Source organism: Pseudomonas sp. EZ-C24 (assembly GCF_014525325.1).
GTDB lineage: Bacteria > Pseudomonadota > Gammaproteobacteria > Pseudomonadales > Pseudomonadaceae > Aquipseudomonas > Aquipseudomonas shirazensis.
Genome location: NZ_JACDIU010000021.1, coordinates 14,791 through 37,981 on the forward strand (window position 1 = coordinate 14,791; position 23,191 = coordinate 37,981).

The window sequence follows — 23,191 nt, forward strand, 5'->3', positions numbered from 1 at the left end:
CCGAACTTCGTCGCGCCAGCAACGCTCCTAGCTATAACTCCCTAGCCAGCGGCCTGCCATGGACCTTGTGATTGCTCGCCCCGAAGGCCTGTACTGCCCACCCGGTGATTTCTACATCGACCCGTGGCGCCCGGTTGATCGCGCGGTGATCACCCACGGTCACGGTGATCACTCACGCTCGGGCAACAATCACTACCTGACCGCGGCGCCCGGTGCCGGCATCCTGCGCAGCCGGCTCGGCCAGCACATCAATCTGCAGACCCTGCCCTACGGTGAACGCCTGGAACACCACGGCGTGAGCTTGAGCTTCCACCCGGCCGGGCATGTGCTCGGCTCGGCGCAGGTGCGCCTTGAGTACCAGGGCGAGGTATGGGTCGCCTCTGGTGACTACAAAGTGGAGCCCGACGGCACCTGCGCGCCGTTCGAGCCGGTGCGTTGCCACACCTTCATCACCGAATCGACATTCGGCCTGCCGATCTACCGCTGGCCGCCGCAAGCGGTGATTTTCGCCGAGATCAACCAGTGGTGGCGGGCCAATCGCGAACAAGGCAAGGCCAGCGTGTTGTTCTGTTATGCCTTCGGCAAGGCCCAGCGCATCCTCCATGGCCTCGACGCCGGCATCGGGCCGATCCTGGTGCATGGCGCGGTCGAGCCGTTGAATCGGGTCTATCGCGAAGCTGGCGTGGCCCTGCCAGAGACCCATTACGCCGGCGACTTTGCCCGCAACGACCCGCTACTGCGCGAGGCATTGATCATGGCGCCGCCGTCGGCTGGCGGCAGCAGTTGGATGAAGCGCTTCGGCGAGTACAGCGATGCCTTCGCCAGCGGCTGGATGCGCCTGCGCGGTACCCGCCGGCGGCGCGGGGTCGATCGCGGTTTTGTGCTGTCTGATCACGCTGATTGGCCGGGGCTGTTGTGGGCCATCGCCCAGACCGGTGCCGAGCGGGTCATGGTCACCCATGGTTCGGTCAATGTGCTGGTGCGCTATTTATCCGAGCAAGGCCTGGACGCGCGGGCCTTCGTTACCGAATACGGCGAAGAAGACGACACCCGCGAGGTTCAGCCATGAAGGCTTTTGCCGAGCTGTACCTGCGCCTGGACGGCACTACCTCGAGCAACGCCAAGTTGCTGGCCTTGCGCGAATACTTCAGCCAGGCGCCAGCCCAGGACGCTGCCTGGGCGGTGTACTTTCTTGCCGGCGGCCGGCCGCGGCAACTGGTGCCAACCCGCTTGTTGCGCGAGCTGGCCATTGAATTGTCAGGCCTGCCCGACTGGCTGTTCGAAGAGAGCTATCAGTCAGTGGGCGACCTGGCCGAAACCATTTCGTTACTGCTCCCCGACAGCGCCCATGCCAGTGATCAGGGTCTGGCTGAGTGGATCGAGCAGCATCTGCTGCCATTGCGCGGCCAGCCCCAGGAAGAGGTACGCGCGCGCCTGCCAGCGCTGTGGGCGCAACTTGACCGGCAGAGCCTGATGCTCTGCCTGAAACTGATCACCGGCAGTTTCCGCGTGGGCGTGTCGAAACTGCTGGTCACCCGCGCACTGGCGCAGTTGGCCGATCTCGACGCCAAGCGCGTGGCCCAGCGCATGGTCGGCTATACCGACCTCAGCCATAAACCGAGCCCCGCCAGCTACCTCAAGCTGATCGCCGCCGAGTCGGCCGACGAGCACAGCCAGCGCGGCGGCCAGCCGTATCCGTTCTTTCTGGCCCATGCGCTGCAAGCGCCGACCGAACAATTCGACGCCCTGCTCGGCCCGGTCAGCGACTGGCAGGCGGAGTGGAAGTGGGACGGCATCCGCGCGCAGGTGGTCAAACGCGAGGGCCAGTTGTGGATCTGGTCACGAGGCGAAGAGCTGGTGACCGATCGCTTCCCCGAGCTGCACAGCCTGGCCAGCAGCCTGCCGGACGGCACCGTGCTGGATGGCGAGATTCTGGTGTGGAAACCGGGCTCCAGCAGCGACGATGTCGCCGTGCAGCCCTTCGCCCTGCTGCAACAACGGCTCGGCCGCAAGACCTTGGGCAAGAAGCTGCTCGGCGATGCTCCGGTGGTGCTGCAGGCCTACGACCTGCTCGAATGGCAGGACCATGACTGGCGCAGCCGCCCGCAGCACGAACGGCGCGCCCAGCTGGAGCGGGTAGTCGCCGAGTACCCGCAAGTGCCGCTGCTGCTGTCACCACTACTGACCGGCGACAGCTGGGCCGACCTGGCCGAGCAGCGCGAACAGTCGCGCAACCTCGGTGTAGAGGGGCTGATGCTCAAGCAGCGCGATGCGCTCTACGGGGTTGGCCGGACCAAGGACATGGGCCTGTGGTGGAAGTGGAAGATTGACCCGTTCAGCGTCGATGCCGTGCTGATCTATGCCCAGCGTGGCCATGGCCGGCGCGCGAGCCTGTACAGCGATTACACCTTTGCCGTGTGGGACGCACCGGCAGGCACGCCTGGACGTGCGCTGGTGCCATTCGCCAAGGCCTACTCAGGCCTCAGCGATGCAGAAATGCGCAAGGTCGATGCAATCGTGCGCAAAACCACCGTAGAAACCTTCGGCCCGGTGCGCAGCGTCACTCCGACGCTGGTGTTCGAACTGGGCTTTGAAGGCATCGCGCTGTCCAAGCGGCACAAGAGCGGCATCGCCGTGCGCTTCCCACGGATGCTGCGCTGGCGCCTGGACAAGCCGGTCGAGGAAGCCGACGACCTGGCCACCTTGCAGGCCCTGCTGAGCTGAAAACCGTGATCGGGATCTGCCTGCGCGCATGCGCAACGCCGAAGTTTGTGCTTCTATCTTCAGTCGCAGCCCGATCATCAACCAGCGCCCAGGACCCCCATGCACCACTCGACCCACAGCTTGCTCAGCCCCGCGCCCGGCATCAGCCGGCACCTGCACAGCTTCCAGTTCGGCCCAGCCGGCGCCGGCAAAGTCTACATACAGGCCTCGTTGCACGCCGACGAACTGCCGGGCATGCTGGTCGCCTGGCACCTCAAGCAGCGCCTGCTCGAACTGGAACAGCAAGGCCTGTTGCGTCAGCAGGTCCTGCTGGTGCCAGTGGCCAACCCATTGGGCATCGAGCAAGTGCTGCTGGATGCACCCATGGGCCGCTTCGAGCTGCACAGCGGGGAGAACTTCAACCGCAACTTCGTCGACCTTTCGGACACCATCGGCGACCAGCTCGAAGGGCAATTGACGCAGGACCCGCACCACAACCTTGAGCTGATCCGCGAGCACCTGCGCCGGGGCCTGGACGCGCACCCGGTACGTACCGCGCTGCAGTCCCAGCGCTTGTGCCTGCAAAGACTGGCGTGCGATGCCGACATGGTCCTCGACCTGCACTGCGACTTCGAAGCAGTCGAACACCTGTACACCACGCCGCAGGCCTGGCCGCGGGTCGAGCCGCTGGCGCGCTACCTCGGGGCGCAAGCCAGCCTGCTCGCGACCGACTCGGGCGGGCAGTCGTTCGATGAGTGCTTCAGTCTGGTCTGGTGGCAATTGCAGCAGCGCTTCGGCAAGCGCTACCCGATCCCCGACGGTGGCATTTCGGTCACGCTGGAGCTGCGCGGGCAAGCCGACGTCTGTCACGCGCTGGCGGCCAAGGACTGCCAGGCGATCATCGACTTTCTGACCCACGCGGGCGTTATCGAAGGGCAACCGGCCGAATTACCGGCGCTGCTCCATCCGGCCACGCCACTGGCCGCAGTGGAACCCGTCAGCACCCCCCAGGGCGGGCTGCTGGTATTCCACGCAAAACCCGGCCAATACCTGCAAGCCGGGCAACTGATTGCCGAGGTGATCGACCCACTCACCGATCAGGTCAGTTCGCTGCGCAATCAACAGGCCGGGCTGCTGTATGCCCGTAGCGTTCGGCGCATGGCAACCAGCGGCATGGTCGTCGCCCATGTCGCGGGCGAGCAGATTTGCCGCAGTGGTTACCTGTTGGGCAACTAACAGGTAAACCAATCGGCACGCACGGCGGTCTGTAGAAGCACAGCCTTTGACGGATCCACGCATGCCCGCCACGACCGACCTTGCCAACGCCTGGTTTGCCACGCGTGGATTCAAACCCTTCGCCTTTCAGCGCCAGGTCTGGGCCGCCGTCGAGCGTGGCGAGTCGGGACTGGTGCATGCCAGCACCGGCTCTGGCAAAACCTACGCGGTATGGCTGGCCGCCCTGCGCGCCTATGCGCGCACGGCCAACCCGAGCGGTAAGCCGGCGCCGCTGCAGGTGCTGTGGATCACGCCGATGCGTGCGCTGGCAGCGGATACAGCACGTGCCCTGCAGGCACCGCTGGATGACCTGGAACTGAACTGGAACGTCGGCGTGCGCAGTGGTGATACCAGCTCTGCCGAGCGCGCCCGCCAAGCCCGGCGACTGCCCAGCACGCTGGTGACCACTCCAGAAAGCCTGACCCTGTTGCTGACCCGCGCCCAGGCCAATGAAGACTTTGCGCAGCTGCGCATGGTGGTGGTCGACGAATGGCACGAGTTGCTTGGCAACAAGCGTGGCGTGCAGCTCCAGTTGGCGTTGGCGCGCTTGCGCCGCTGGCATCCCGGGATGGTGGTGTGGGGGCTGTCGGCGACCTTGGGCAATCTTGAGCACGCCCGCGATGTGCTGTTGCCCGCCGGTGGCTCACTGGTCAAAGGGCGTCAGGACAAACGTTTTGTCGTCGACACGTTATTGCCGGAGGCAATCGAGCGCTTCCCTTGGGCCGGCCACATGGGCCTGAAAATGCTCAAGCAGGTCAGTGCCGAAATCGACGCCAGTGAAAGCTGCCTGGTCTTCACCAATACCCGCGCGCAAGCCGAGCTGTGGTATCAGGCACTTCTCGAGCACCGCCCTGACTGGGCCGGCTTGATCGCCCTGCACCATGCCTCGTTGGCTCGGCAGACCCGCGACTGGGTAGAGCGCAGTCTCAAGCAAGGCTCGCTCAAGGCAGTGATCTGCACGTCAAGCCTGGACCTCGGGGTGGATTTTCTGCCAGTAGAGCGGGTACTGCAGATTGGCTCGGCCAAGGGTATCGCGCGTTTGATGCAGCGTGCGGGTCGATCCGGGCATGCGCCCGGGCGCGCCTCGCGGATCACCCTGGTGCCGACCCACAGCCTCGAGCTGGTCGAGGCCGCCGCTGCTCGCCATGCCTTGGCCGCCGGCCAGATCGAGGCACGCCAGTCGCCGCGGCTGAGCATGGATGTGCTGGTGCAGCATCTGGTCAGCATGGCGCTGGGCAGCGGCTTTCGCCCGGCAGAACTGCTCGAGGAAGTGCGCAGCACCTGGGCCTTTCGCGAACTGCGCGACAGCCAATGGCAATGGGCACTGGATTTTGTCTGCCATGGCGGCAGCTCGCTGACGGCCTACCCTGACTACCAGCGCGTCGAAGCCCACGCCGACGGCATCTGGCGTGTGGCCAACGAGCGCCTGGCGCGGCGCCATCGGATGGGCATCGGCACCATCGTCAGCGATGCCAGTATTCAGCTCAAATACTGGAGCAAGGGCGGCGGCGGCAAACAGCTGGGCAGCGTCGAAGAATCATTTATCGCGCGCCTCAAACCCGGCGATACGCTGGTGTTTGCCGGCCGCGTGCTGGAGCTGGTGCGGGTCGAGAACATGACCGCCTATGTACGCCGCAGTACCGCTCGCAAGGCGGCGATTGCCCGCTGGAATGGCGGCCGTATGCCGCTGTCGAGCGAACTGGCGGACGCCTTGGTGGAGCGCCTGGATGCCGCAGCCCATGACCACTTCGACGGCCCGGAAATGCGCGCCGTGCGACCTCTGCTGGAGTTGCAGGCGACTTGGTCGGCGCTGCCCACCCAGCACACCCTGCTGGCCGAGACATTCACTTCAAGACAAGGCTCGCATCTGTTTCTGTACCCATTCGCCGGACGCATGGCCAACCTGGGCCTGGCCAATCTGATAGCGTGGCGCGTGAGCCGGGTGCAGCCATTGTCGGTGTCGATTGCGGTCAATGATTACGGCTTCGAGCTGGTCAGCCCCAGCACGGTCGACTGGGCCACGTATCTGCCGCGGGCGTTGAGCACGGATGATCTGCTCGAAGATGCACTGGCCAGCTTAAATGCGGGCGAAATGGCGCTGCGGCGCTTTCGCGAAATCGCGCAGATTTCCGGGCTGGTCTTCGGCGGCTACCCGGCCGCGCAGAAGAGCACTCGACAGATTCAGGCCTCCAGCGGATTGTTCTACGAGGTATTTCGCAAGCACGACGCCGACAATCTGTTGCTCGGCCAAGCGCGGGATGAGGTGCTGCGCGAAGAACTGGAAATCGAGCGGCTGCATCGGCAGTTGCTCAAATTGAGTACGCTGCGTCTGGATCTGCACGACCTGCGTCGCCCCGGACCATTGGCTTTCGCGCTGTTGGTAGAAGGCATGCGCGAGACCCTGAGCACAGAAAAACTGGCCGACCGGATTGCACGGATGGTGGCTGATCTGGAAAAAGTCGCCGACGCACCCAAGGGGCGAACCCGGCGCGGGAGCTGAGCCTCGCCCTGAATACAAGGACTTCTATGCAGCACCTGGAAATCGAACACTGCGGCGAAACGCTCTGGCTGCTGCCGGACAAGGCCATGTATTGGCCAGCGCGGCGGGCCTTGTTGGTCGCTGATGTGCACATCGGCAAGGCGGCAAGCTATCGCGCATTGAATCAGCCAGTGCCGCGCGGCACCACCGATGCCACCCTCGCCCGCCTTGATGCGTTGCTTACCGAGCACGCTTGCGAGCAATTGATTGTACTCGGCGATTTCTTGCACGCCCGCCACGCTCAGGCGCCGGCGATCATCGCCAAGCTCAAGGCCTGGCGCAAGCGGCATGCTCAGGTGCAGATGATTCTGGTGCGCGGCAACCATGACCGCCATGCCGGCGACCCACCGACGGAACTGAACATCGAGATCAAGGAAGAACCGTGGCTATACGGCCCGTTTGCCCTGCAGCACGAGCCCACGGCAAACCCTCCGCACACGGTGCTGGCAGGGCACGTACATCCGGTTTACGTACTGCGCGGCAGAGCCCGGCAGCGGTTGCGCTTGCCGTGCTTTCTAATCAACAAGGAGGTCTGCCTGTTGCCCGCATTCGGCGAATTCACCGGGGGCTGGACGGTCGAACCCGACGCAGCCACCCGCGTGTTTCTGGCAGGGGCTGAGCGGGTCTGGGCAGTGCAGCGTTAATTACGCAACAGGAGTAGGCGGTATGTCGTCCGGCAAGGTCGGTACACCCGGCTCGGTCGGTTGATGCTCACCCGGCTGAGGCGGCTGCGGGCTGTCCGGGTCCGGCTGGCCGGGCACTCCTCCTGCCTGCACAGGCAGTGGTGGCTGCGCCAACAGCGACCAGGCCAGCAGGCCGATCTGGTTAGGCTGGAGATGAGCCAGCTGGGCACTGACAGTGGTATGGAGTTTCATAGGCAGCTCCTCACGGGGGCCGGCGTACGTCATGCACGCCGCAACTGTTACCCCGTTGGAGTGCCTTGCGGGCAACTAATTCCCCGCGCTCGTCGGCTCAGGTCCGCGGCAGGGTGACCCCACGCTGGCCCTGGTACTTGCCGCCACGGTCTTTATAAGAGACTTCGCACTCTTCATCGGACTCGAGGAACAGCATCTGCGCCACGCCTTCGTTGGCGTAAATCTTTGCCGGCAAGGTGGTGGTGTTGGAGAACTCCAGGGTCACGTGGCCTTCCCACTCTGGCTCGAGCGGCGTGACGTTGACGATGATGCCGCAGCGCGCGTAGGTGCTTTTGCCCAGGCAGATGGTCAGGACGTTGCGCGGGATGCGGAAGTACTCGACGGTGCGCGCCAGGGCGAACGAGTTCGGCGGGATGATGCAGACGTCGCTTTTGACGTCGACAAAGCTGCCGGCGTCGAAGTTTTTCGGGTCGACCGTGGCCGAATTGATGTTGGTGAAGACCTTGAATTCGTCTGCGCAGCGCACGTCGTAGCCGTAGCTGGAAACGCCGAAGGAAATCACCCGGCTGGCTTCGTCACCGCGCACCTGGCGCTCGACGAAGGGTTCGATCATGCCGTGTTCCTGCGCCATGCGGCGAATCCACTTGTCTGATTTGATGCTCATGGCGGGTGTCCTGAAGGCTGCAAGGTAAAAAACGAGAAGCGCATCTTACCGGTCCCGGCCTCCGGGTTAAAGTTCCCCGGCCGTATCCCACGCCGGACGGGGCTTGCAGCCGCCGCCGATCCGATTTTGAGCAAAGCCGCGTTTGACCATTGGCAGGCTGAAGAAAGTGGGGTATGGTGACGTCACTGTGCTGCACGTGACACCGAGAACTCTAGTTAGATGCACGATCCCAATCTGCCCATCGCTGAATTTTCCGACTCTTTGCACTCAGTCCGGCCAGGGCATTTCCTGCGCCGATAATTACTTTGTCCAAGGAGACAGACACATGTCCAACCGTCAAAACGGTACCGTCAAGTGGTTCAACGATGAAAAAGGCTACGGCTTCATCACCCCTCAATCGGGTGACGACCTGTTCGTGCACTTCAAAGCCATCCAAGCTGACGGCTTCAAGACTTTGAAAGAAGGCCAAGCCGTAACTTTCGTCGCTACCCGCGGCCAGAAAGGTATGCAGGCTGAAGAAGTTCAACTGGGTTAATTCCAGCTGGCTTCAAAAAAACCCGCTTCGGCGGGTTTTTTTATGCCTGCAATTTAGCTATCAGACCAGCGCGAACGGCATCCCCACTTACGCAGGGATGCCGAGATATCAGTCTTCGCTGATGGTGATGCTCGGCATGGCCGGAGCGGCTGCTTCCTGCAGCACGATACGTGCACCGACCTGCCGCGCCAGTTCCTGGTAGACCATGGCAATCTGACTTTCCGGCTCGGCAATCGCAGTCGGCTTGCCGCTGTCAGCCTGCTCGCGAATCAGCATCGACAGCGGCAGCGACGCCAGCAAGTCGACACCGTATTGCGAGGCCAGCTTGGCACCGCCGCCCTCACCGAACAGGTGCTCGGCATGGCCACAGTTAGAGCAGATATGCACGGCCATGTTCTCCACCACGCCAAGTACCGGGATGTTGACCTTGCGGAACATCTCCACACCCTTGCGCGCGTCAAGCAGGGCCAGGTCCTGCGGCGTGGTCACGATCACCGAACCGGCCACCGGGACTTTCTGCGCCAGGGTCAGCTGGATATCGCCAGTGCCCGGCGGCATGTCGATCACCAGGTAGTCCAGATCATCCCAGGCCGTCTGGGTCACCAGTTGCAGCAGGGCGCCGGAGACCATCGGCCCGCGCCAGACCATCGGCGTGTTGTCGTCGGTCAGAAATGCCATCGACATCACTTCGACGCCGTGCGCCTTGATCGGCACAAACCACTTCTGCTCACGAATCTGCGGTCGAGTACCTTCGGCGATACCGAACATCACGCCCTGGCTTGGGCCGTAGATATCGGCATCGAGAATACCCACCCGCGCCCCTTCGCGCGCCAGCGCCAAGGCCAGGTTGGCCGAAGTGGTCGACTTGCCTACGCCACCTTTGCCCGAGGCAACAGCGATGATGTTCTTCACGTTGGCCATGCCGGGCACTTGCGCCTGGGCCTTGTGTGCGCTGATCACACAATCGATCGAGACGTTGGCGGCAGTTACGCCCTCTATGTTCTCGACAGCGGTCTGCAATACCTGCGCCCAGCCATTCTTGAACAGCCCGGCGGCGTAGCCCAACTGCAGCTGCACGCTGACCTGGCTACCCTGGATGTCGATCGCGCGTACGCAACCGGCGCTGACCGGGTCCTGGTTCAGGTAGGGATCGGTGTACTGGCGAAGCGCGGCTTCGACATCGGCACGTGTGACGGCACTCATGGAGGCTCCCATAGGCAAGATCTGAAGGTGAGACAGGCGCCTATGCTAACCCGTCAATCGTCAGCAGGTACGTCGATGGGGTGAAATATATTCGCTGTCGCTTTATAGTGGCCGATCAACTTTGTATCCCGTCTAGCCAGAGTAATAGCCGAGCCACCATGTCCGAGCCACGTCAGATTCTCGTCACCAGCGCCCTGCCCTATGCCAACGGTTCCATTCACCTTGGCCATATGCTCGAGTACATCCAGACGGACATGTGGGTTCGCTTCCAGAAGCTGCGCGGCAACCAGTGCACTTATGTCTGCGCCGACGACGCCCACGGCTCGGCGATCATGCTGCGTGCCGAAAAAGAAGGCATCACCCCCGAGCAGTTGATCGCCGACGTGCAGGCCGAGCACAGCAGTGACTTTGCCGAATTCCTGGTCGACTTCGACAACTTCCACTCGACCCACAGCGATGAAAACCGCGAACTGTCGAGCATGATCTACACCCGCCTGCGCGACGCCGGACACATCGCCAACCGCTCGGTCACGCAGTACTTCGACCCGGAAAAAGGCATGTTCCTGGCCGACCGCTTCATCAAGGGCACCTGCCCCAAGTGCGCGGCTGAAGATCAGTACGGCGACAACTGCGAGAAGTGCGGCGCAACCTACGCCCCGACCGAACTGAAGAACCCCAAGTCAGCGATCTCTGGCGCCACGCCAGTACTCAAGGACTCCAAGCACTTCTTCTTCAAGCTGCCTGACTTCCAGGCCATGCTGCAGCAGTGGACCCGCAGTGGCACCCTGCAGGACGCCGTTGCCAACAAACTCGCCGAGTGGCTCGACTCCGGTCTGCAGGAGTGGGACATCTCCCGCGACGCACCGTATTTCGGCTTCGAAATCCCGGATGAGCCAGGCAAGTACTTCTATGTCTGGCTGGACGCGCCCATCGGCTACATGGCCAGCTTCAAGAACCTCTGCGCACGCCGCCCGGAGCTGGACTTCGATGCGTACTGGAAGGCCGACTCGACCACCGAGCTGTATCACTTCATCGGCAAGGACATCGTCAACTTCCACGCCCTGTTCTGGCCGGCCATGCTCGAAGGCGCAGGCCTGCGCAAGCCGACCGCAATCAACGTGCACGGCTACCTGACGGTCAACGGCGCGAAGATGTCGAAGTCGCGTGGCACCTTCATCAAGGCGCGTACTTACCTCGACCACCTGGCGCCGGAATACCTGCGTTATTACTACGCCGCCAAACTTGGCCGCGGCGTCGATGACCTCGACCTGAACCTGGAAGACTTCATCCAGAAGGTCAACTCCGACCTGGTCGGCAAAGTGGTGAACATTGCCAGCCGTTGCGCAGGCTTCATCCACAAAGGCAATGCCGGTGTGATGGTCGGCGGTGATGCCGCGCCTGAGCTGACCGAAGCCTTTGCCGCCGCCGCGCCATCGATCGCCGAAGCCTACGAGGCACGCGACTTTGCCCGCGCCATGCGCGAAATCATGGCCCTGGCCGACCGCGCCAACGCCTGGATTGCCGACAAGGCGCCGTGGTCGCTGGCCAAACAGGAAGGCAAGCAGGACGAGGTTCAGGCCATCTGCGCCCAAGGCATCAACCTGTTCCGCCAGCTGGTGATCTTCCTCAAACCGGTATTGCCAGTGCTGGCAGCAGACGCCGAGGCCTTCCTCAACGTCGCCCCGCTGCGCTGGGACGATCACCAGTCACGCCTGGAAAACCATCAGCTGAATGCGTTCAAGCCACTGATGAGCCGCATCGAACCGGCCAAGGTCGAAGCCATGATCGCCGCCAGCAAGGAGGACCTGCTCGCCTCCCAGGCCCCCAGCGCCCCTGCTGGCAATGGCGAGCTGAGCAAGGATCCGCTGGCTGCGGAAATCGAATTCGACACCTTCGCCGCCGTCGACCTGCGCGTGGCCCTGATCGTCAAAGCCGAAGCAGTACCGGGTGCCGACAAGCTGCTGCAACTGACCCTGGACATCGGCGACGAGCGTCGCAACGTGTTCTCCGGGATCAAGTCGGCCTACCCTGACCCGTCGTTGCTGGAAGGCCGCCTGACCATGATGGTGGCCAACCTCAAGCCCCGCAAGATGCGCTTCGGCATCTCCGAGGGCATGGTCATGGCAGCCGGCCCTGGCGGCGAAGAGATCTACCTGCTCAGCCCTGACAGCGGCGCCAAGCCAGGCCAGCGCATCAAGTAACCGAGCAACAACGCCCCGGCCAAGTGCCGGGGCGTTGTTTTGGCCAACGTGGCCAGCGACCATCGCCTCCCCGCCTCAAACGAGAGCCTAGCCTTTCATGAATGCCGCCAAACGCCTGGAGATCTTTCGTCGGCTGCACGAAGACAACCCAGAGCCCAAGACCGAACTCGCCTACACCACACCGTTTGAATTGCTGATTGCGGTGATCCTGTCAGCCCAGGCCACCGATGTCGGCGTCAACAAGGCCACGGCGCGCCTGTATCCGGTTGCAAATACGCCCGAGGCGATCTACGCCCTGGGCGTCGACGGGCTAAGCGCCTACATCCGCACCATCGGCTTGTACAACAGCAAGGCGAAAAACGTCATCGAAACCTGCAGGCTGCTGATTGAGCTGCATGGCAGCGTAGTCCCCGACAACCGCGAAGCACTCGAGGCGCTGCCAGGCGTGGGCCGCAAGACCGCCAACGTGGTGCTCAATACGGCGTTCAGGCAACCCGCCATGGCCGTCGACACGCATATTTTCCGCGTCAGCAACCGCACCGGGATCGCCCCTGGCAAGACCGTGCTGGAAGTGGAAAAAAAGCTGATGCGCTTCGTTCCCAAGGATTACCTGCTCGATGCTCATCACTGGCTGATCCTCCACGGCCGCTACGTATGCCAGGCGCGCAAGCCGCGCTGCGGCAGCTGCCGTATCGAGGATTTGTGCGAATACCGACTAAAAACCTCGGACGATTGAGCCGATATCCAGAACACCCCCTCCCTGATTGAAAAAATCTTTTTTACCAGACCAGAGATTCTCGTTATAAGGTCGGCCAATGGCCCCTTGGCTTGGAGTAACTCATGAGCACTGACAAAGAAGACCTGGTGATCGATGACGATCTGGTACTGAGCACCGATGACGAGCCGGAGCCGCGGGTAGAAGTTGCCAAGACCAACCTGGACAAGCGTCGCACCATTGACAACTTGCTGGAGGAGCGACGCCTGCAGCGGCAACTCGCCGATTACGACTACGACCTGTAAAACCACGATCTGTAAACAGGCCGGCACCAAGCCTGCTCAGGCCAGCCCATGACGCTGGGCAAGCTCGATCAGATCGACCAGTGAGCGAGCATTGAGCTTGAGCAGCAGCCGGGTTTTATAGGTGCTGACGGTCTTGTTGCTGAGGAACATGCTTTCGGCGATATCCTTGTTGCTCTTGCCCCTGGCCAATTGCTGCAGCACCATCATCTCACGCGCAGAAAGGCGCTCGACCATTTCGGTCTCGGTCCCACGACTGATGGCGCTGCGAGCCTTGTGCAGGGCTTGATTGGGGAAATAGCTGTAGCCCGAGAGCACCGCCTTGATTGCACTGAGCAATTCGGTCAGTTCCTGCTGCTTGCAGACATAGCCGGCCGCGCCGGCCTGCATGCAGCGCATGGAGAAATGCCCTGGCGCCTGCGACGTCAACACCAGTACCTTGCTGCTGGGGCTGGCGAGGCCGATGCGGCCAATCACCTCAAGCCCATCGAGCTTGGGTATACCGATGTCCAGGACCACGATATCTGGCAGGTAGTCCCGGGTCAGCTGCAGCGCATCTACGCCGTTGTCGGTTTCTGCCACAACGTCATAACCATGCCGCTCCATCAGCATGCGCACAGCAAGGCGAATGACCGGGTGATCATCCACGATAAGCACTTTATTCATGCGACATCCATTGATTTATTTTTTTATCCAGCCGCCACCATAACCGAGCGCAACGGCAAATAGCGCGGGGGGTGGGGCCCGTAGGACACGCAGAGATGAAACCTACATTAATCAAGGAAATTTCCTACAAACAGGCATCTTAGGAAATCATGCCCCCTGCCCTCTATTCCAGACGGCAGCCTGGCGACACGAGCGCTCTTCAAGCCAGCATCATCGCTGACGCATGCAGGATCAATCAGCCCACAACGCAGGACTCGACATCAATGCTCTGATGACGCGGCGGCACTCTAACCAAGCGAGGAACTCGGCTACCTTTTCGGCGCACGCTGCGACGGGTAAACAGGAGCTATATCGACGGGGGCTGCCAACATGAAAAATGAAAAAAGTCTGAGTCCTTTGACGCTCATAGCAATTTTTGCAGGCATCGTCGAGGCATCGGCGTTGGCCTCGCTGCCGTTCCTGAGCGAGGCCAGCCAGATGATCTACACATGGTTTCTGGTCGGCTTTCCATTTTTTCTCACGGTACTGTTCTTTCTGACCCTGAACTTCAATCACCAGACCCTTTACCAGCCCGCTGCACATGAAGCGGCGCAGCAGCAGCCGACAATCGAAGCGGAGCGAATGCATGGGCAGGCCTCGGCGACCATTGCGTTTTCCGGTCCGGACGCAGGTGTTCTGATAGAACAGCATATCCACCGCACGCTGGCCGACCCAGAGCCGAGCGCGCGCAGCTGGACGCTGTACAACCTGGACGCGCACAAGCAGATCTATCTGGCTGTCGAGGCGCTCGCCGACACCCCTCAGTCAGTGCTGTTCGAGGTCGCAGGCGGGCAAAAAAAACCCCGGCGCTAGGCCGGGGTTGATCACGCCAACTGGCAGTCGATCACAGCAGCGAACGACCTTTGTTAGCGGCGATCCTCATACGCAGTGCGTTGAGCTTGATGAAGCCAGCCGCGTCAGCCTGATTGTACGCACCGCCATCTTCCTCGAAGGTAGCGATGTTGGCATCGAACAACGAATCGTCGGATTTGCGCCCGACTACGGTGACGTTGCCTTTGTACAGCTTCAAGCGCACTACGCCGTTCACGTTGACCTGCGAAGCGTCGATCATCTGCTGCAGCATGATCCGCTCCGGGCTCCACCAGTAGCCGGTGTAGATCAGGCTGGCGTACTTGGGCATCAGCTCGTCTTTCAGGTGAGCCACTTCACGGTCGAGGGTGATCGACTCGATGGCGCGGTGAGCGCGCAGCATGATGGTGCCGCCAGGGGTCTCGTAGCAGCCACGCGACTTCATGCCGACGTAACGGTTCTCGACGATGTCCAGACGGCCGATGCCGTTGGCGCCGCCGATGCGGTTGAGGTCGGCCAGCACGGTAGCTGGCGACTTGTCGACGCCGTCGATGGCAACGATGTCGCCATTGCGGAAGGTCAGCTCGAGGTAGGTCGCCTGGTCAGGGGCGTTCTCCGGGGAGACGCTCCACTTCCACATGTCTTCTTCGTGCTCGGTCCAGGTGTCTTCCAGCACGCCGCCTTCATAGGAGATGTGCAGCAGGTTGGCGTCCATCGAGTAAGGCGACTTCTTCTTGCCGTGGCGCTCGATCGGGATGCCGTGCTTCTCGGCGTAATCCATCAGCTTCTCGCGGGACAGCAGGTCCCACTCGCGCCATGGTGCAATGACCTTGACGCCAGGCTTGAGCGCGTAGGCGCCGAGCTCGAAACGAACCTGGTCGTTGCCCTTGCCGGTCGCACCGTGGGAAATGGCGTCAGCGCCAGTTTCGTTGGCGATCTCGATCAGACGTTTGGCGATCAGCGGACGCGCGATGGAAGTACCCAGCAGGTACTCGCCTTCGTAGACGGTGTTGGCGCGGAACATCGGGAACACGAAGTCACGCACGAATTCTTCGCGCAGGTCATCGATGTAGATTTCTTTCACGCCCATCGCCTGAGCCTTGGCGCGGGCCGGTTCGACCTCTTCGCCCTGGCCGAGGTCAGCGGTGAAGGTCACCACTTCGCAGTTGTAGGTGTCCTGCAGCCACTTGAGAATCACCGAAGTATCAAGGCCGCCGGAATACGCCAGTACGACCTTATTTACGTCCGCCATGCCATCACTCCACGGGGTTTACGGAAAGCCGTCGATTCTACCGACCTCGCGGGCAAATTTACAGTGGGGCGACAGCTTCTGACGACAAAGCGACAAGAACTTTCGATACAGCGACCAACGGTCGCGGATCTGGCTGTTTACAGTTGCTTGGCCGCAGGCGCAGGGGCCACAGGAGCGCCAGCCGGGGAAGGCTCGAGCGCGCTTTCCGCCGGTTTGGCCACTGGCGTGACGCGATCCAGTTCGATGTTGACGCGACGGTTACGCGCCCGATTGGCCGCGCTGTTGTTCTTCGCCAGCGGGTAGCGCTCGCCATGGAAGCGCACGATGATCTGCGTTTCAGGCACACCATGTGCTACCAGGTACTCGGCAACCGCCAGCGCCCGGCGCCGCGAGTCCTCGCGATTGGCCAGACGATTGCCGCCGTTGTCGGAATGACCGTTGAGTTCGATGTGATTGACCGTCGGATCGGCCTTCAGGTAATCGAGAATCACGTCCAGCCGAGCCCGGCCATTGCTGTCCAGTTCAACCCCACGCGGGAAGGCGACCTGCGTCTGGCGAATCTGGTCGTAGTTCATCGGCAACAGCTTGCTCGCGCACAGCTGATAGTCGTTGAACGCCTTGGCAAAGCTGACGGGCAACACTCGCACTTCCATTGCTCGTCCACCCTCGCCGGCATGGTTGCGCACGACCGTGCTGCGCCCATCCATCAGGCCGTTGATCAAGCGACTGGCCTGGCCTTGCGAGGACGTGAACAACACCCCACTGCGGGCCAGACGTACGGCACCGAGACTGACATCACTGCGCCCCGGCTGCCATGGCGCAGCGGCGGCGAGCAAGGTGGCAGAGCCGGCGCCGAGCAGGTTGGTGTCCGAGCGCAGGCGGAAGGTTGGTTGCTCGCCTGCGCGACGCACGAACTCGCCACTGCCAAAGCTGTCTATCGGCTGGACCAGGCGGCATTCGAACTGATCGCCTTCGACCGTCCAGGCGATGTTCTCCATCCGGGTCTGGAAGGTCAATGCGCCTGCCGGCAGGCTGGCAAACAAGGTGAACAGGGCTAGGTAACGCTGGCGCACGGGCGGCTCCACAAATTCTGACGGCTTACCTGCAGGCTATCGGTCGCGCGCCGGAAAACTTGATAGCCGTGCTCGACCAAGGGTTTTCCGGTAGCATTCGCACTTGAGTTCGACCCGCCTGGAATCCCCAATGTCCGACCGCCTGACCCTCCTGCGTCCCGATGACTGGCATATCCATCTGCGCGATGGTGCTGTCCTGCCCCACACCGTTGGCGACGTAGCGCGTACCTTCGCCCGCGCCATTGTCATGCCCAACACGGTTCCGCCGGTGCGCGATGCCGCCGAAGCGGGTGCCTACCGCGAGCGGATCCTTGCCGCGCGCCCAGTTGGCAGCCGCTTCGAGCCGCTGATGGTGCTGTACCTTACCGACCGTACCAGTGCCGATGACATCCGCGCGGCCAAGGCCAGTGGTTTTGTCTACGCCGCCAAGCTGTACCCGGCTGGCGCCACGACCAACTCCGATTCCGGCGTGACCAGCATCGACAAGATCTTCCCGGCCATCGAAGCCCTTGCCGAAACCGGCATGCCGCTGCTGGTGCACGGTGAAGTGACGCATGCCGATGTCGATGTGTTCGACCGCGAAAAACGCTTTATCGACGAGCACATGCGCCGTCTGGTCGACCGCTTCCCGACGCTCAAGGTGGTGTTCGAACACATCACCACGGCCGATGCCGCGCAGTTTGTCAGTGAAGCACCGGCCAATGTCGGTGCGACCATCACCGCTCAGCACTTGCTGTACAACCGCAATCACATGCTGGTCGGCGGTATTCGCCCGCACTTCTATTGCCTGCCGATCCTCAAGCGCAACACCCACCAGGTGGCGCTGCTGGACGCGGCTACCAGCGGCAATCGCAAGTTCTTCCTTGGCACCGACTCGGCGCCCCACGCCCAGCACGCCAAGGAAGCCGCCTGCGGCTGCGCCGGTTGCTACACCGCGTATGCGGCGATCGAGATGTACGCCGAAGCGTTCGAGCAGCGCAACGCGCTGGACAAGCTGGAAGGTTTTGCCAGCCTGCATGGCCCAGCGTTCTATGGCCTGCCGGCAAACACCGACCGGATTACCCTGGTCCGTGAAGAATGGACTGCGCCAAGCAGCCTGCCGTTTGGCGACAACCTTGTGATTCCGCTGCGCGCCGGTGAAAAACTGCGCTGGCGCCTGCTGGAGGAAAACGCGTGAGCGAAGATCTGTACGAAGACGACCAGGAAGCTTCCAGCGGTGGCCCACGCCACCCGATGGCCGAGCGCTTCCGCGGTTACCTGCCGGTTGTTATCGATGTCGAGACCGGTGGCTTCAACAGCGCTACCGATGCCCTGCTGGAGATCGCTGCGGTCACCATCGGCATGGACGAGAAGGGTTTCCTGTTCCCTGAGCACACGCACTTCTTCCGCGTCGAGCCGTTTGAAGGCGCCAACATCGAGGCGGCGGCACTGGAGTTCACCGGGATCAAGCTTGACCACCCACTGCGCATGGCAGTGAGTGAAGAGAGCGCGCTGACCGAAATCTTCCGCAGCGTTCGCAAGTCGCTCAAGTCCAACGGCTGCAAGCGGGCGATCCTGGTCGGCCACAACAGCAGCTTTGACCTGGGCTTCCTCAATGCTGCGGTTGCGCGCAATGACCTCAAGCGCAATCCGTTCCACCCGTTCTCCAGCTTCGACACTGCTACCCTGGCCGGGCTCGCCTACGGGCAGACCGTACTGGCGCGAGCATGCCAGAGCGCCGACATCGATTTCGACGGCCGTGAGGCGCATTCGGCGCGTTATGACACCGAGAAGACTGCCGAGCTGTTCTGCGGCATCGTCAACCGCTGGAAGGATCTGGGCGGCTGGCGCGATTGATGATCAGCTTGCCGCTGCTGCGTCCCGAGACGCGCAGCGGATATAAAAAAACCGGCCACCAGGGCCGGTTTTTTATGCGTGGCGATTACAGCTTGCCGGCATTCTCGCTCAGGTAGGCAGCAACGCCTTCTGGCGAAGCGTTCATGCCCTTGTCGCCTTTTTTCCAGTTGGCAGGGCAGACTTCGCCGTGCTCTTCGTGGAATTGCAGAGCGTCAACCAGACGCAGCAGCTCATCCATGTTACGGCCCAGCGGCAGGTCGTTGATGATCTGCGAGCGGACAACGCCGTTCAGGTCGATCAGGAAGGCGCCACGGAAGGCTACGCCGCCTTCGGACTCAACGTCGTAGGCCTTGCAGATTTCGTGGGTGATGTCAGCCGCCAGGGTGTACTTGACCTGGCCGATGCCGCCGTTGTTGACCGGAGTGTTACGCCAGGCGTTGTGAGTGAAGTGCGAGTCGATCGACACGCCGATCACTTCGACGTTGCGCGCAGCGAAGTCCGGAATGCGGTTGTCCAACGCGATCAGCTCGGACGGGCAGACGAAGGTGAAGTCCAGCGGGTAGAAGAATACCAGGCCGTACTTGCCCTTGATCGCCGAAGCGAGGTTGAAGCTGTCGACGATTTCGCCGTTGCCCAGCACAGCTGGAACGGTGAAGTCGGGGGCTTGTTTACCAACGAGTACGCTCATCGTTATCTCCTGATGAAGGTGAAAAAACGTTGCCCGGCGGCAAACCCGCCAAGCATCCAGCAAAGGCTGACCATCATACACAGGTTAAGGTGACAGGCCGAATCCAACCGCCGGTCGCCCTTGCGCATTTAGTTTCAGAAACCGCTTTGACAAGCATTCTCATTACTATTACTCTCCAACGCATCGACTCAACGACGATGGTCAGCCTCTATGTATGTGTGTCTTTGTGTCGGCGTCACCGACGGACAGATTCGCGATGCGATCTACGAGGGATGCTGTAGCTACAAGGAAGTCCGGGCGGCCACCAACGTGGCGAGCCAATGTGGCAAGTGCGCGTGCCTTGCCAAGCAGGTGGTGCGTGAGACGTTGACCGACCTCCAGGTCAGCCAGCAGCCCGCCCTGCCCTACCCCGTCGAATTTAATGCAGTCTGATTTCCCCCGTATTTTGAAGAACCGGACCTTGTGTCCGGTTTTTTTATGCCTTTAATTCAATAAGTTAGCGTGCCAACGCGGTTCACAAACATTCTTATTCCGATTAAATTTCATTTATTATTCAACAACTTAGGTTTGACACTGGAAGTTGTCCGGCTCAGACTTCGGGTATTGACACACTCAACACGGCAGGAATACGGACATGAAAGGCGACGTCAGCGTCATCCAGCATCTCAACAAGATCCTCGGGAACGAGCTGGTCGCTATCAACCAGTACTTCCTGCACGCGCGTATGTATGAAGACTGGGGCCTCAACGCCCTGGGCAAGCGCGAGTACAAAGAGTCCATCGAGGCGATGAAGGACGCAGACAAGCTGATCAAGCGCATCCTGTTCCTCGAAGGCCTGCCTAACGTGCAGGACCTGGGTAAGCTGCTGATCGGCGAGCACTCCAAAGAGATGCTGGAATGCGACCTGAAGATCGAGCAAAGCGGTCTGATCGATCTCAAGGCAGCTATTGCGCACTGCGAAACTTCTGGCGACTTCGGCTCGCGGGAAATGCTGGAAGACATCCTTGAATCCAAGGAAGAGCACATCGACTGGCTGGAAACCCAGCTGAGCCTGATCGACAAGATCAGCATCGAGAACTACCTGCAGTCGCAGATGGGCGAAGAGTAACGCTCAAGCCCATACGAAAAAGCCCCGCCAAGTGCGGGGCTTTTTCATGCCTGGGCAAACAACTTTGGCTGCTTGCCCAGCAAGGTCAATCAGGCTTCGGAAGCCTTGGCAGCATTGGCAGCCGCTTCCTTGACCAGCTTTTGCAGCTCACCGTTCTCGAACATCTCGATCATGATGTCGCTGCCGCCGACCAGTTCACCGGCAACCCACAGCTGTGGGAAGGTCGGCCAGTTGGCGTACTTGGGCAGGTTGGCGCGGATTTCCGGGTTCTGCAGGATGTCGACATAGGCGAATTTCTCGCCACAGCCCATGACAGCCTGGGCCGCCTTGGACGAGAAGCCGCACTGAGGCGCGTTCGGCGAGCCTTTCATGTAAAGCAGAATGGTGTTGTTGGCAATCTGCTCTTTGATTGTTTCGATGATATCCATGAAGCACCTCGTCTGAACTTTCCGACTCGATGGTCGGCACGGTCAGCCATTGTATCGGAAAGCCCGGCCGTGGGTCGACCTGCACGCGGTCGGATCAGCAGTGCGCGTTCAAACGGCCGCGACCCGCACCGGCACACCATTCAACGCTGCATTACCCGACACGGCGTCACGCTGCAGCTCGTCGGTAAGATCATTGGCACTGACCCCTGGCTGCTCAGCGGCGATCTGCAATTGCGCGCCCTGGCGGCGATGGCCGAAGCCATGGGGCAGGCTGACCACGCCGGGCATGATCTCGCTGCTGGCCTGCACGTTCACCTCGACCACACCCGTGCGCGATTGAATGCTTACGCGCTGGCCATCACTCAACTGACGCTGCTGCATATCATCGGGATGCATCAGCAGCTGATGGCGCGGCTTGCCTTTTACCAGCCGATGAAAGTTATGCATCCACGAATTGTTGCTGCGCACGTGCCGGCGACCGATCAACAGCAGCTCGTCCGGCGCTGCCGGGGCCTGTCTGGCAAGGCGCTGCAAGTCTTCAAGCAGTTGCGTCGGCGCTGCCTCGACCACTTTGCCGGGGGTAGCCAGGCGTGCTGCCAGGTTGGCGCGCAAGGGCCCCAGGTCCAGGCCGTGTGGATGCTGATCCAGGGCGTCCAGTGACAACGCCCACGGCGACGCCTGGCCATAGCGGCCGTGGCGCAACGCCAGGTCGATCATCTGCGCCGGGGGCATGGTCGGCTTCAGTTCCTTCTGCGCACGCCTGGCGAACGCCCTGGCCAGACCAACGAAGATCTCCCAGTCGTGCAGTGCACCGGCAGGCTTGGCCAGCACTGCCCGATTGAAACGGGTGACATTGCGCACCGCCAGCAGGTTGAAGGTGGTGTCGTAGTGGTCGTTTTCCAGTGCCGTGGTCGACGGCAAGATCAGGTCAGCGTGGCGCGTGGTTTCGTTGAGGTACAGGTCGATGCTGAGCATGAACTCAAGGCCGCCCAAGGCCTGGTCCAGTTGACGGCCATTGGGCGTCGACAGTACCGGATTGCCCGCCACGGTGATCAGCGCCCGCACCTGGTCAGCACCGGGCACGAGCATCTCCTCGGCCAAAGCTGCCACGGGTAGCTCGCCGGCGTATTCCGGCAACCCGGAGACGCGGCTCTGCCAGGCATTGAAATGGCCGCCTGAGGTTGTAGCGACCAGATCCACCGCAGGCTCGGTGCACAACGCCCCACCGACTCGATCAAGATTGCCGGTCACCAGATTGATCAGCTGGATCAGCCAATGGCAAAGGCTGCCGAAGGCCTGGGTCGAGACGCCCATGCGGCCATAACAGACCGCCCGTTCGGCTGCAGCGAAATCCCGCGCCAGTTGCCGAATCTGCTCGGCAGGCACCCCGCATACTGCGCTCATGCGCTCAATATCGAACGGCGCAATCGCTGCGCGGACCTGCTCCAGGCCATTGACCGGCAGGTGCGAGCTCTTGGCCAGATCCTCTGCAAACAGGGTATTGAGCAAGCCACACAACAATGCAGCGTCAGTGCCCGGGCGAATGAACAGGTGCTGATCGGCAATGGCGGCCGTTTCGCTGCGGCGCGGATCGATCACCACCAGTTGCCCGCCGCGGGCGTGCAGTGCTTTGAGGCGCTTGTGCACGTCCGGTACGGTCATGATACTGCCATTGGAGGCCAGCGGATTGCCGCCCAGAATCAGCATGAAGTCGGTGTGATCGATGTCCGGGATCGGCAGCAACAGGCCGTGGCCATACATCAGATGGCTGGTCAGGTGCTGCGGAAGTTGGTCCACCGAGGTTGCCGAAAAGCGGTTGCGGGTCTTTAGCAGGCCAAGGAAGTAGTTGCTGTGGGTCATCAGCCCGTAGTTGTGCACGCTGGGGTTGCCCTGATACACCGCCACCGCGTTGCGCCCGTGCGCCTGCTGAATGCTCCAGAGTTTCTCTGCAGCCAGTTCGAATGCAGTCTCCCAGGCGATCGGCTGCCAGCGCTCGCCAACCCGTTGCAGCGGTTGTCGGAGGCGATCCGGATCGTCCTGTATATCCTCCAACGCGACAGCCTTGGGGCAAATATGGCCGCGGCTGAACGTATCGAGCGGATCGCCTTTGATCGAGACGATGCGCGCAGCCGCGCCGACAGGCTGGTCGATCTCGATATTCAGGCCACAGATGGCCTCGCACAGGTGGCACGCGCGATGATGCACAGTGGTGGCCATGGTCGACTCGCTCCGCTCAAGGGAAGCAGCCACTATGGGCCGGGCTGAGAGCGCTCGCCAGC

23 protein-coding genes are annotated in these 23,191 nt (G+C 61.8%); 14 read left to right on the plus strand and 9 right to left on the minus strand.

Features of this window, described 5'->3' with window-relative positions:
• Positions 1–58: 58 nt before the first annotated feature.
• The 5 genes from IDM28_RS17460 (at position 59) to pdeM (ending at position 7,161) form a co-directional block, all read left to right on the plus strand.
• Complete coding sequence (locus IDM28_RS17460; protein ID WP_188036556.1) at positions 59–1,069, plus strand: ligase-associated DNA damage response exonuclease; 1,011 nt, start codon at positions 59–61, stop codon at positions 1,067–1,069.
• Entirely contained in the window at positions 1,066–2,724 is a 1,659-nt protein-coding gene (locus tag IDM28_RS17465) for an ATP-dependent DNA ligase (protein WP_188036557.1), read from the plus strand. The genes IDM28_RS17460 and IDM28_RS17465 overlap by 4 nt, the downstream gene beginning before the upstream one ends.
• Positions 2,725–2,823: 99 nt before the next feature.
• Positions 2,824–3,939: a succinylglutamate desuccinylase/aspartoacylase family protein gene (locus tag IDM28_RS17470; RefSeq protein ID WP_188036558.1), complete on the plus strand. Its 1,116-nt coding sequence runs from the start codon at positions 2,824–2,826 to the stop codon at positions 3,937–3,939.
• Positions 3,940–4,000: 61 nt separating this feature from the next.
• Positions 4,001–6,478, plus strand: coding sequence for a ligase-associated DNA damage response DEXH box helicase (locus IDM28_RS17475; RefSeq protein ID WP_188036559.1), 2,478 nt, complete (start codon positions 4,001–4,003; stop codon positions 6,476–6,478).
• A 26-nt stretch (positions 6,479–6,504) separates the two neighbouring features.
• Complete coding sequence (pdeM, locus tag IDM28_RS17480; protein ID WP_188036560.1) at positions 6,505–7,161, plus strand: ligase-associated DNA damage response endonuclease PdeM; 657 nt, start codon at positions 6,505–6,507, stop codon at positions 7,159–7,161.
• Here pdeM and IDM28_RS17485 read toward each other — a convergent pair whose 3' ends face one another.
• On the minus strand, positions 7,162–7,392 hold the full coding sequence (locus tag IDM28_RS17485) for a hypothetical protein (RefSeq protein ID WP_101321826.1): 231 nt from the start codon (positions 7,390–7,392) through the stop codon (positions 7,162–7,164).
• 97 nt (positions 7,393–7,489) lie between these two features.
• Positions 7,490–8,056 carry a dCTP deaminase gene (gene dcd, locus IDM28_RS17490; RefSeq protein ID WP_101321827.1) on the minus strand — a complete coding sequence of 189 codons (567 nt, stop codon included), beginning with the start codon at positions 8,054–8,056 and terminating at the stop codon, positions 7,490–7,492.
• A 325-nt stretch (positions 8,057–8,381) separates the two neighbouring features.
• On the opposite strand from dcd, the gene IDM28_RS17495 reads away from it, so the two are divergent.
• Entirely contained in the window at positions 8,382–8,591 is a 210-nt protein-coding gene (locus IDM28_RS17495) for a cold-shock protein (RefSeq protein ID WP_101321828.1), read from the plus strand.
• Positions 8,592–8,699: 108 nt separating this feature from the next.
• Here the strand turns inward: IDM28_RS17495 and apbC are convergent, their stop codons facing one another.
• On the minus strand, positions 8,700–9,794 hold the full coding sequence (gene apbC, locus IDM28_RS17500; RefSeq protein ID WP_101321829.1) for an iron-sulfur cluster carrier protein ApbC: 1,095 nt from the start codon (positions 9,792–9,794) through the stop codon (positions 8,700–8,702).
• 158 nt (positions 9,795–9,952) lie between these two features.
• Here apbC and metG point away from each other — a divergent pair, with 158 nt between their 5' ends.
• The 3 genes from metG to IDM28_RS17515 all read left to right on the plus strand — a co-directional run bounded on the left by metG (position 9,953) and on the right by IDM28_RS17515 (position 13,015).
• Positions 9,953–11,995 carry a methionine--tRNA ligase gene (metG, locus tag IDM28_RS17505; RefSeq protein ID WP_188036561.1) on the plus strand — a complete coding sequence of 681 codons (2,043 nt, stop codon included), beginning with the start codon at positions 9,953–9,955 and terminating at the stop codon, positions 11,993–11,995.
• A 97-nt stretch (positions 11,996–12,092) separates the two neighbouring features.
• Positions 12,093–12,731 (plus strand): endonuclease III, encoded by a 639-nt coding sequence (nth, locus tag IDM28_RS17510; RefSeq protein WP_103438356.1) that lies wholly within the window; start codon positions 12,093–12,095, stop codon positions 12,729–12,731.
• Between the two features lie 104 nt (positions 12,732–12,835).
• Positions 12,836–13,015 carry a PA3496 family putative envelope integrity protein gene (locus tag IDM28_RS17515; protein WP_101321832.1) on the plus strand — a complete coding sequence of 60 codons (180 nt, stop codon included), beginning with the start codon at positions 12,836–12,838 and terminating at the stop codon, positions 13,013–13,015.
• Between the two features lie 36 nt (positions 13,016–13,051).
• Here the strand turns inward: IDM28_RS17515 and IDM28_RS17520 are convergent, their stop codons facing one another.
• A complete protein-coding gene (locus IDM28_RS17520; RefSeq protein WP_101321833.1) occupies positions 13,052–13,678 on the minus strand; it encodes a response regulator transcription factor in 627 nt (208 codons plus the stop codon).
• Positions 13,679–14,047: 369 nt separating this feature from the next.
• Between IDM28_RS17520 and IDM28_RS17525 the strand changes: the two genes are divergently transcribed.
• Positions 14,048–14,530 (plus strand): hypothetical protein, encoded by a 483-nt coding sequence (locus IDM28_RS17525; RefSeq protein WP_150572233.1) that lies wholly within the window; start codon positions 14,048–14,050, stop codon positions 14,528–14,530.
• A 31-nt stretch (positions 14,531–14,561) separates the two neighbouring features.
• Here the strand turns inward: IDM28_RS17525 and IDM28_RS17530 are convergent, their stop codons facing one another.
• Both IDM28_RS17530 and IDM28_RS17535 read right to left on the minus strand, forming a co-directional pair.
• Positions 14,562–15,779, minus strand: a complete 1,218-nt coding sequence (locus IDM28_RS17530) for an argininosuccinate synthase (RefSeq protein WP_101321835.1) — start codon at positions 15,777–15,779, stop codon at positions 14,562–14,564.
• 137 nt (positions 15,780–15,916) lie between these two features.
• Positions 15,917–16,852, minus strand: coding sequence for a flagellar protein MotY (locus tag IDM28_RS17535; RefSeq protein ID WP_188036562.1), 936 nt, complete (start codon positions 16,850–16,852; stop codon positions 15,917–15,919).
• A 130-nt stretch (positions 16,853–16,982) separates the two neighbouring features.
• Here IDM28_RS17535 and pyrC point away from each other — a divergent pair, with 130 nt between their 5' ends.
• Positions 16,983–18,029 (plus strand): dihydroorotase, encoded by a 1,047-nt coding sequence (pyrC, locus tag IDM28_RS17540; protein ID WP_101321837.1) that lies wholly within the window; start codon positions 16,983–16,985, stop codon positions 18,027–18,029.
• Positions 18,030–18,085: 56 nt separating this feature from the next.
• Positions 18,086–18,688, plus strand: coding sequence for a ribonuclease T (gene rnt, locus IDM28_RS17545; RefSeq protein WP_189691781.1), 603 nt, complete (start codon positions 18,086–18,088; stop codon positions 18,686–18,688).
• Between the two features lie 85 nt (positions 18,689–18,773).
• On the opposite strand, the gene IDM28_RS17550 is transcribed toward rnt, so the two are convergent.
• Positions 18,774–19,376: a peroxiredoxin gene (locus IDM28_RS17550; protein WP_101321839.1), complete on the minus strand. Its 603-nt coding sequence runs from the start codon at positions 19,374–19,376 to the stop codon at positions 18,774–18,776.
• 210 nt (positions 19,377–19,586) lie between these two features.
• Here IDM28_RS17550 and IDM28_RS17555 point away from each other — a divergent pair, with 210 nt between their 5' ends.
• Positions 19,587–19,808: a bacterioferritin-associated ferredoxin gene (locus tag IDM28_RS17555; protein ID WP_101321840.1), complete on the plus strand. Its 222-nt coding sequence runs from the start codon at positions 19,587–19,589 to the stop codon at positions 19,806–19,808.
• 202 nt (positions 19,809–20,010) lie between these two features.
• On the plus strand, positions 20,011–20,484 hold the full coding sequence (gene bfr / locus IDM28_RS17560) for a bacterioferritin (protein WP_103438360.1): 474 nt from the start codon (positions 20,011–20,013) through the stop codon (positions 20,482–20,484).
• An 89-nt stretch (positions 20,485–20,573) separates the two neighbouring features.
• Here the strand turns inward: bfr and grxD are convergent, their stop codons facing one another.
• A complete protein-coding gene (gene grxD / locus IDM28_RS17565) occupies positions 20,574–20,912 on the minus strand; it encodes a Grx4 family monothiol glutaredoxin (protein WP_101321842.1) in 339 nt (112 codons plus the stop codon).
• A 108-nt stretch (positions 20,913–21,020) separates the two neighbouring features.
• The gene (locus tag IDM28_RS17570; protein ID WP_188036563.1) at positions 21,021–23,129 is read right to left on the minus strand and encodes a molybdopterin-dependent oxidoreductase; all 2,109 of its coding nucleotides are present in this window, start codon (positions 23,127–23,129) and stop codon (positions 21,021–21,023) included.
• Between the last annotated feature and the right edge of the window lie 62 nt (positions 23,130–23,191).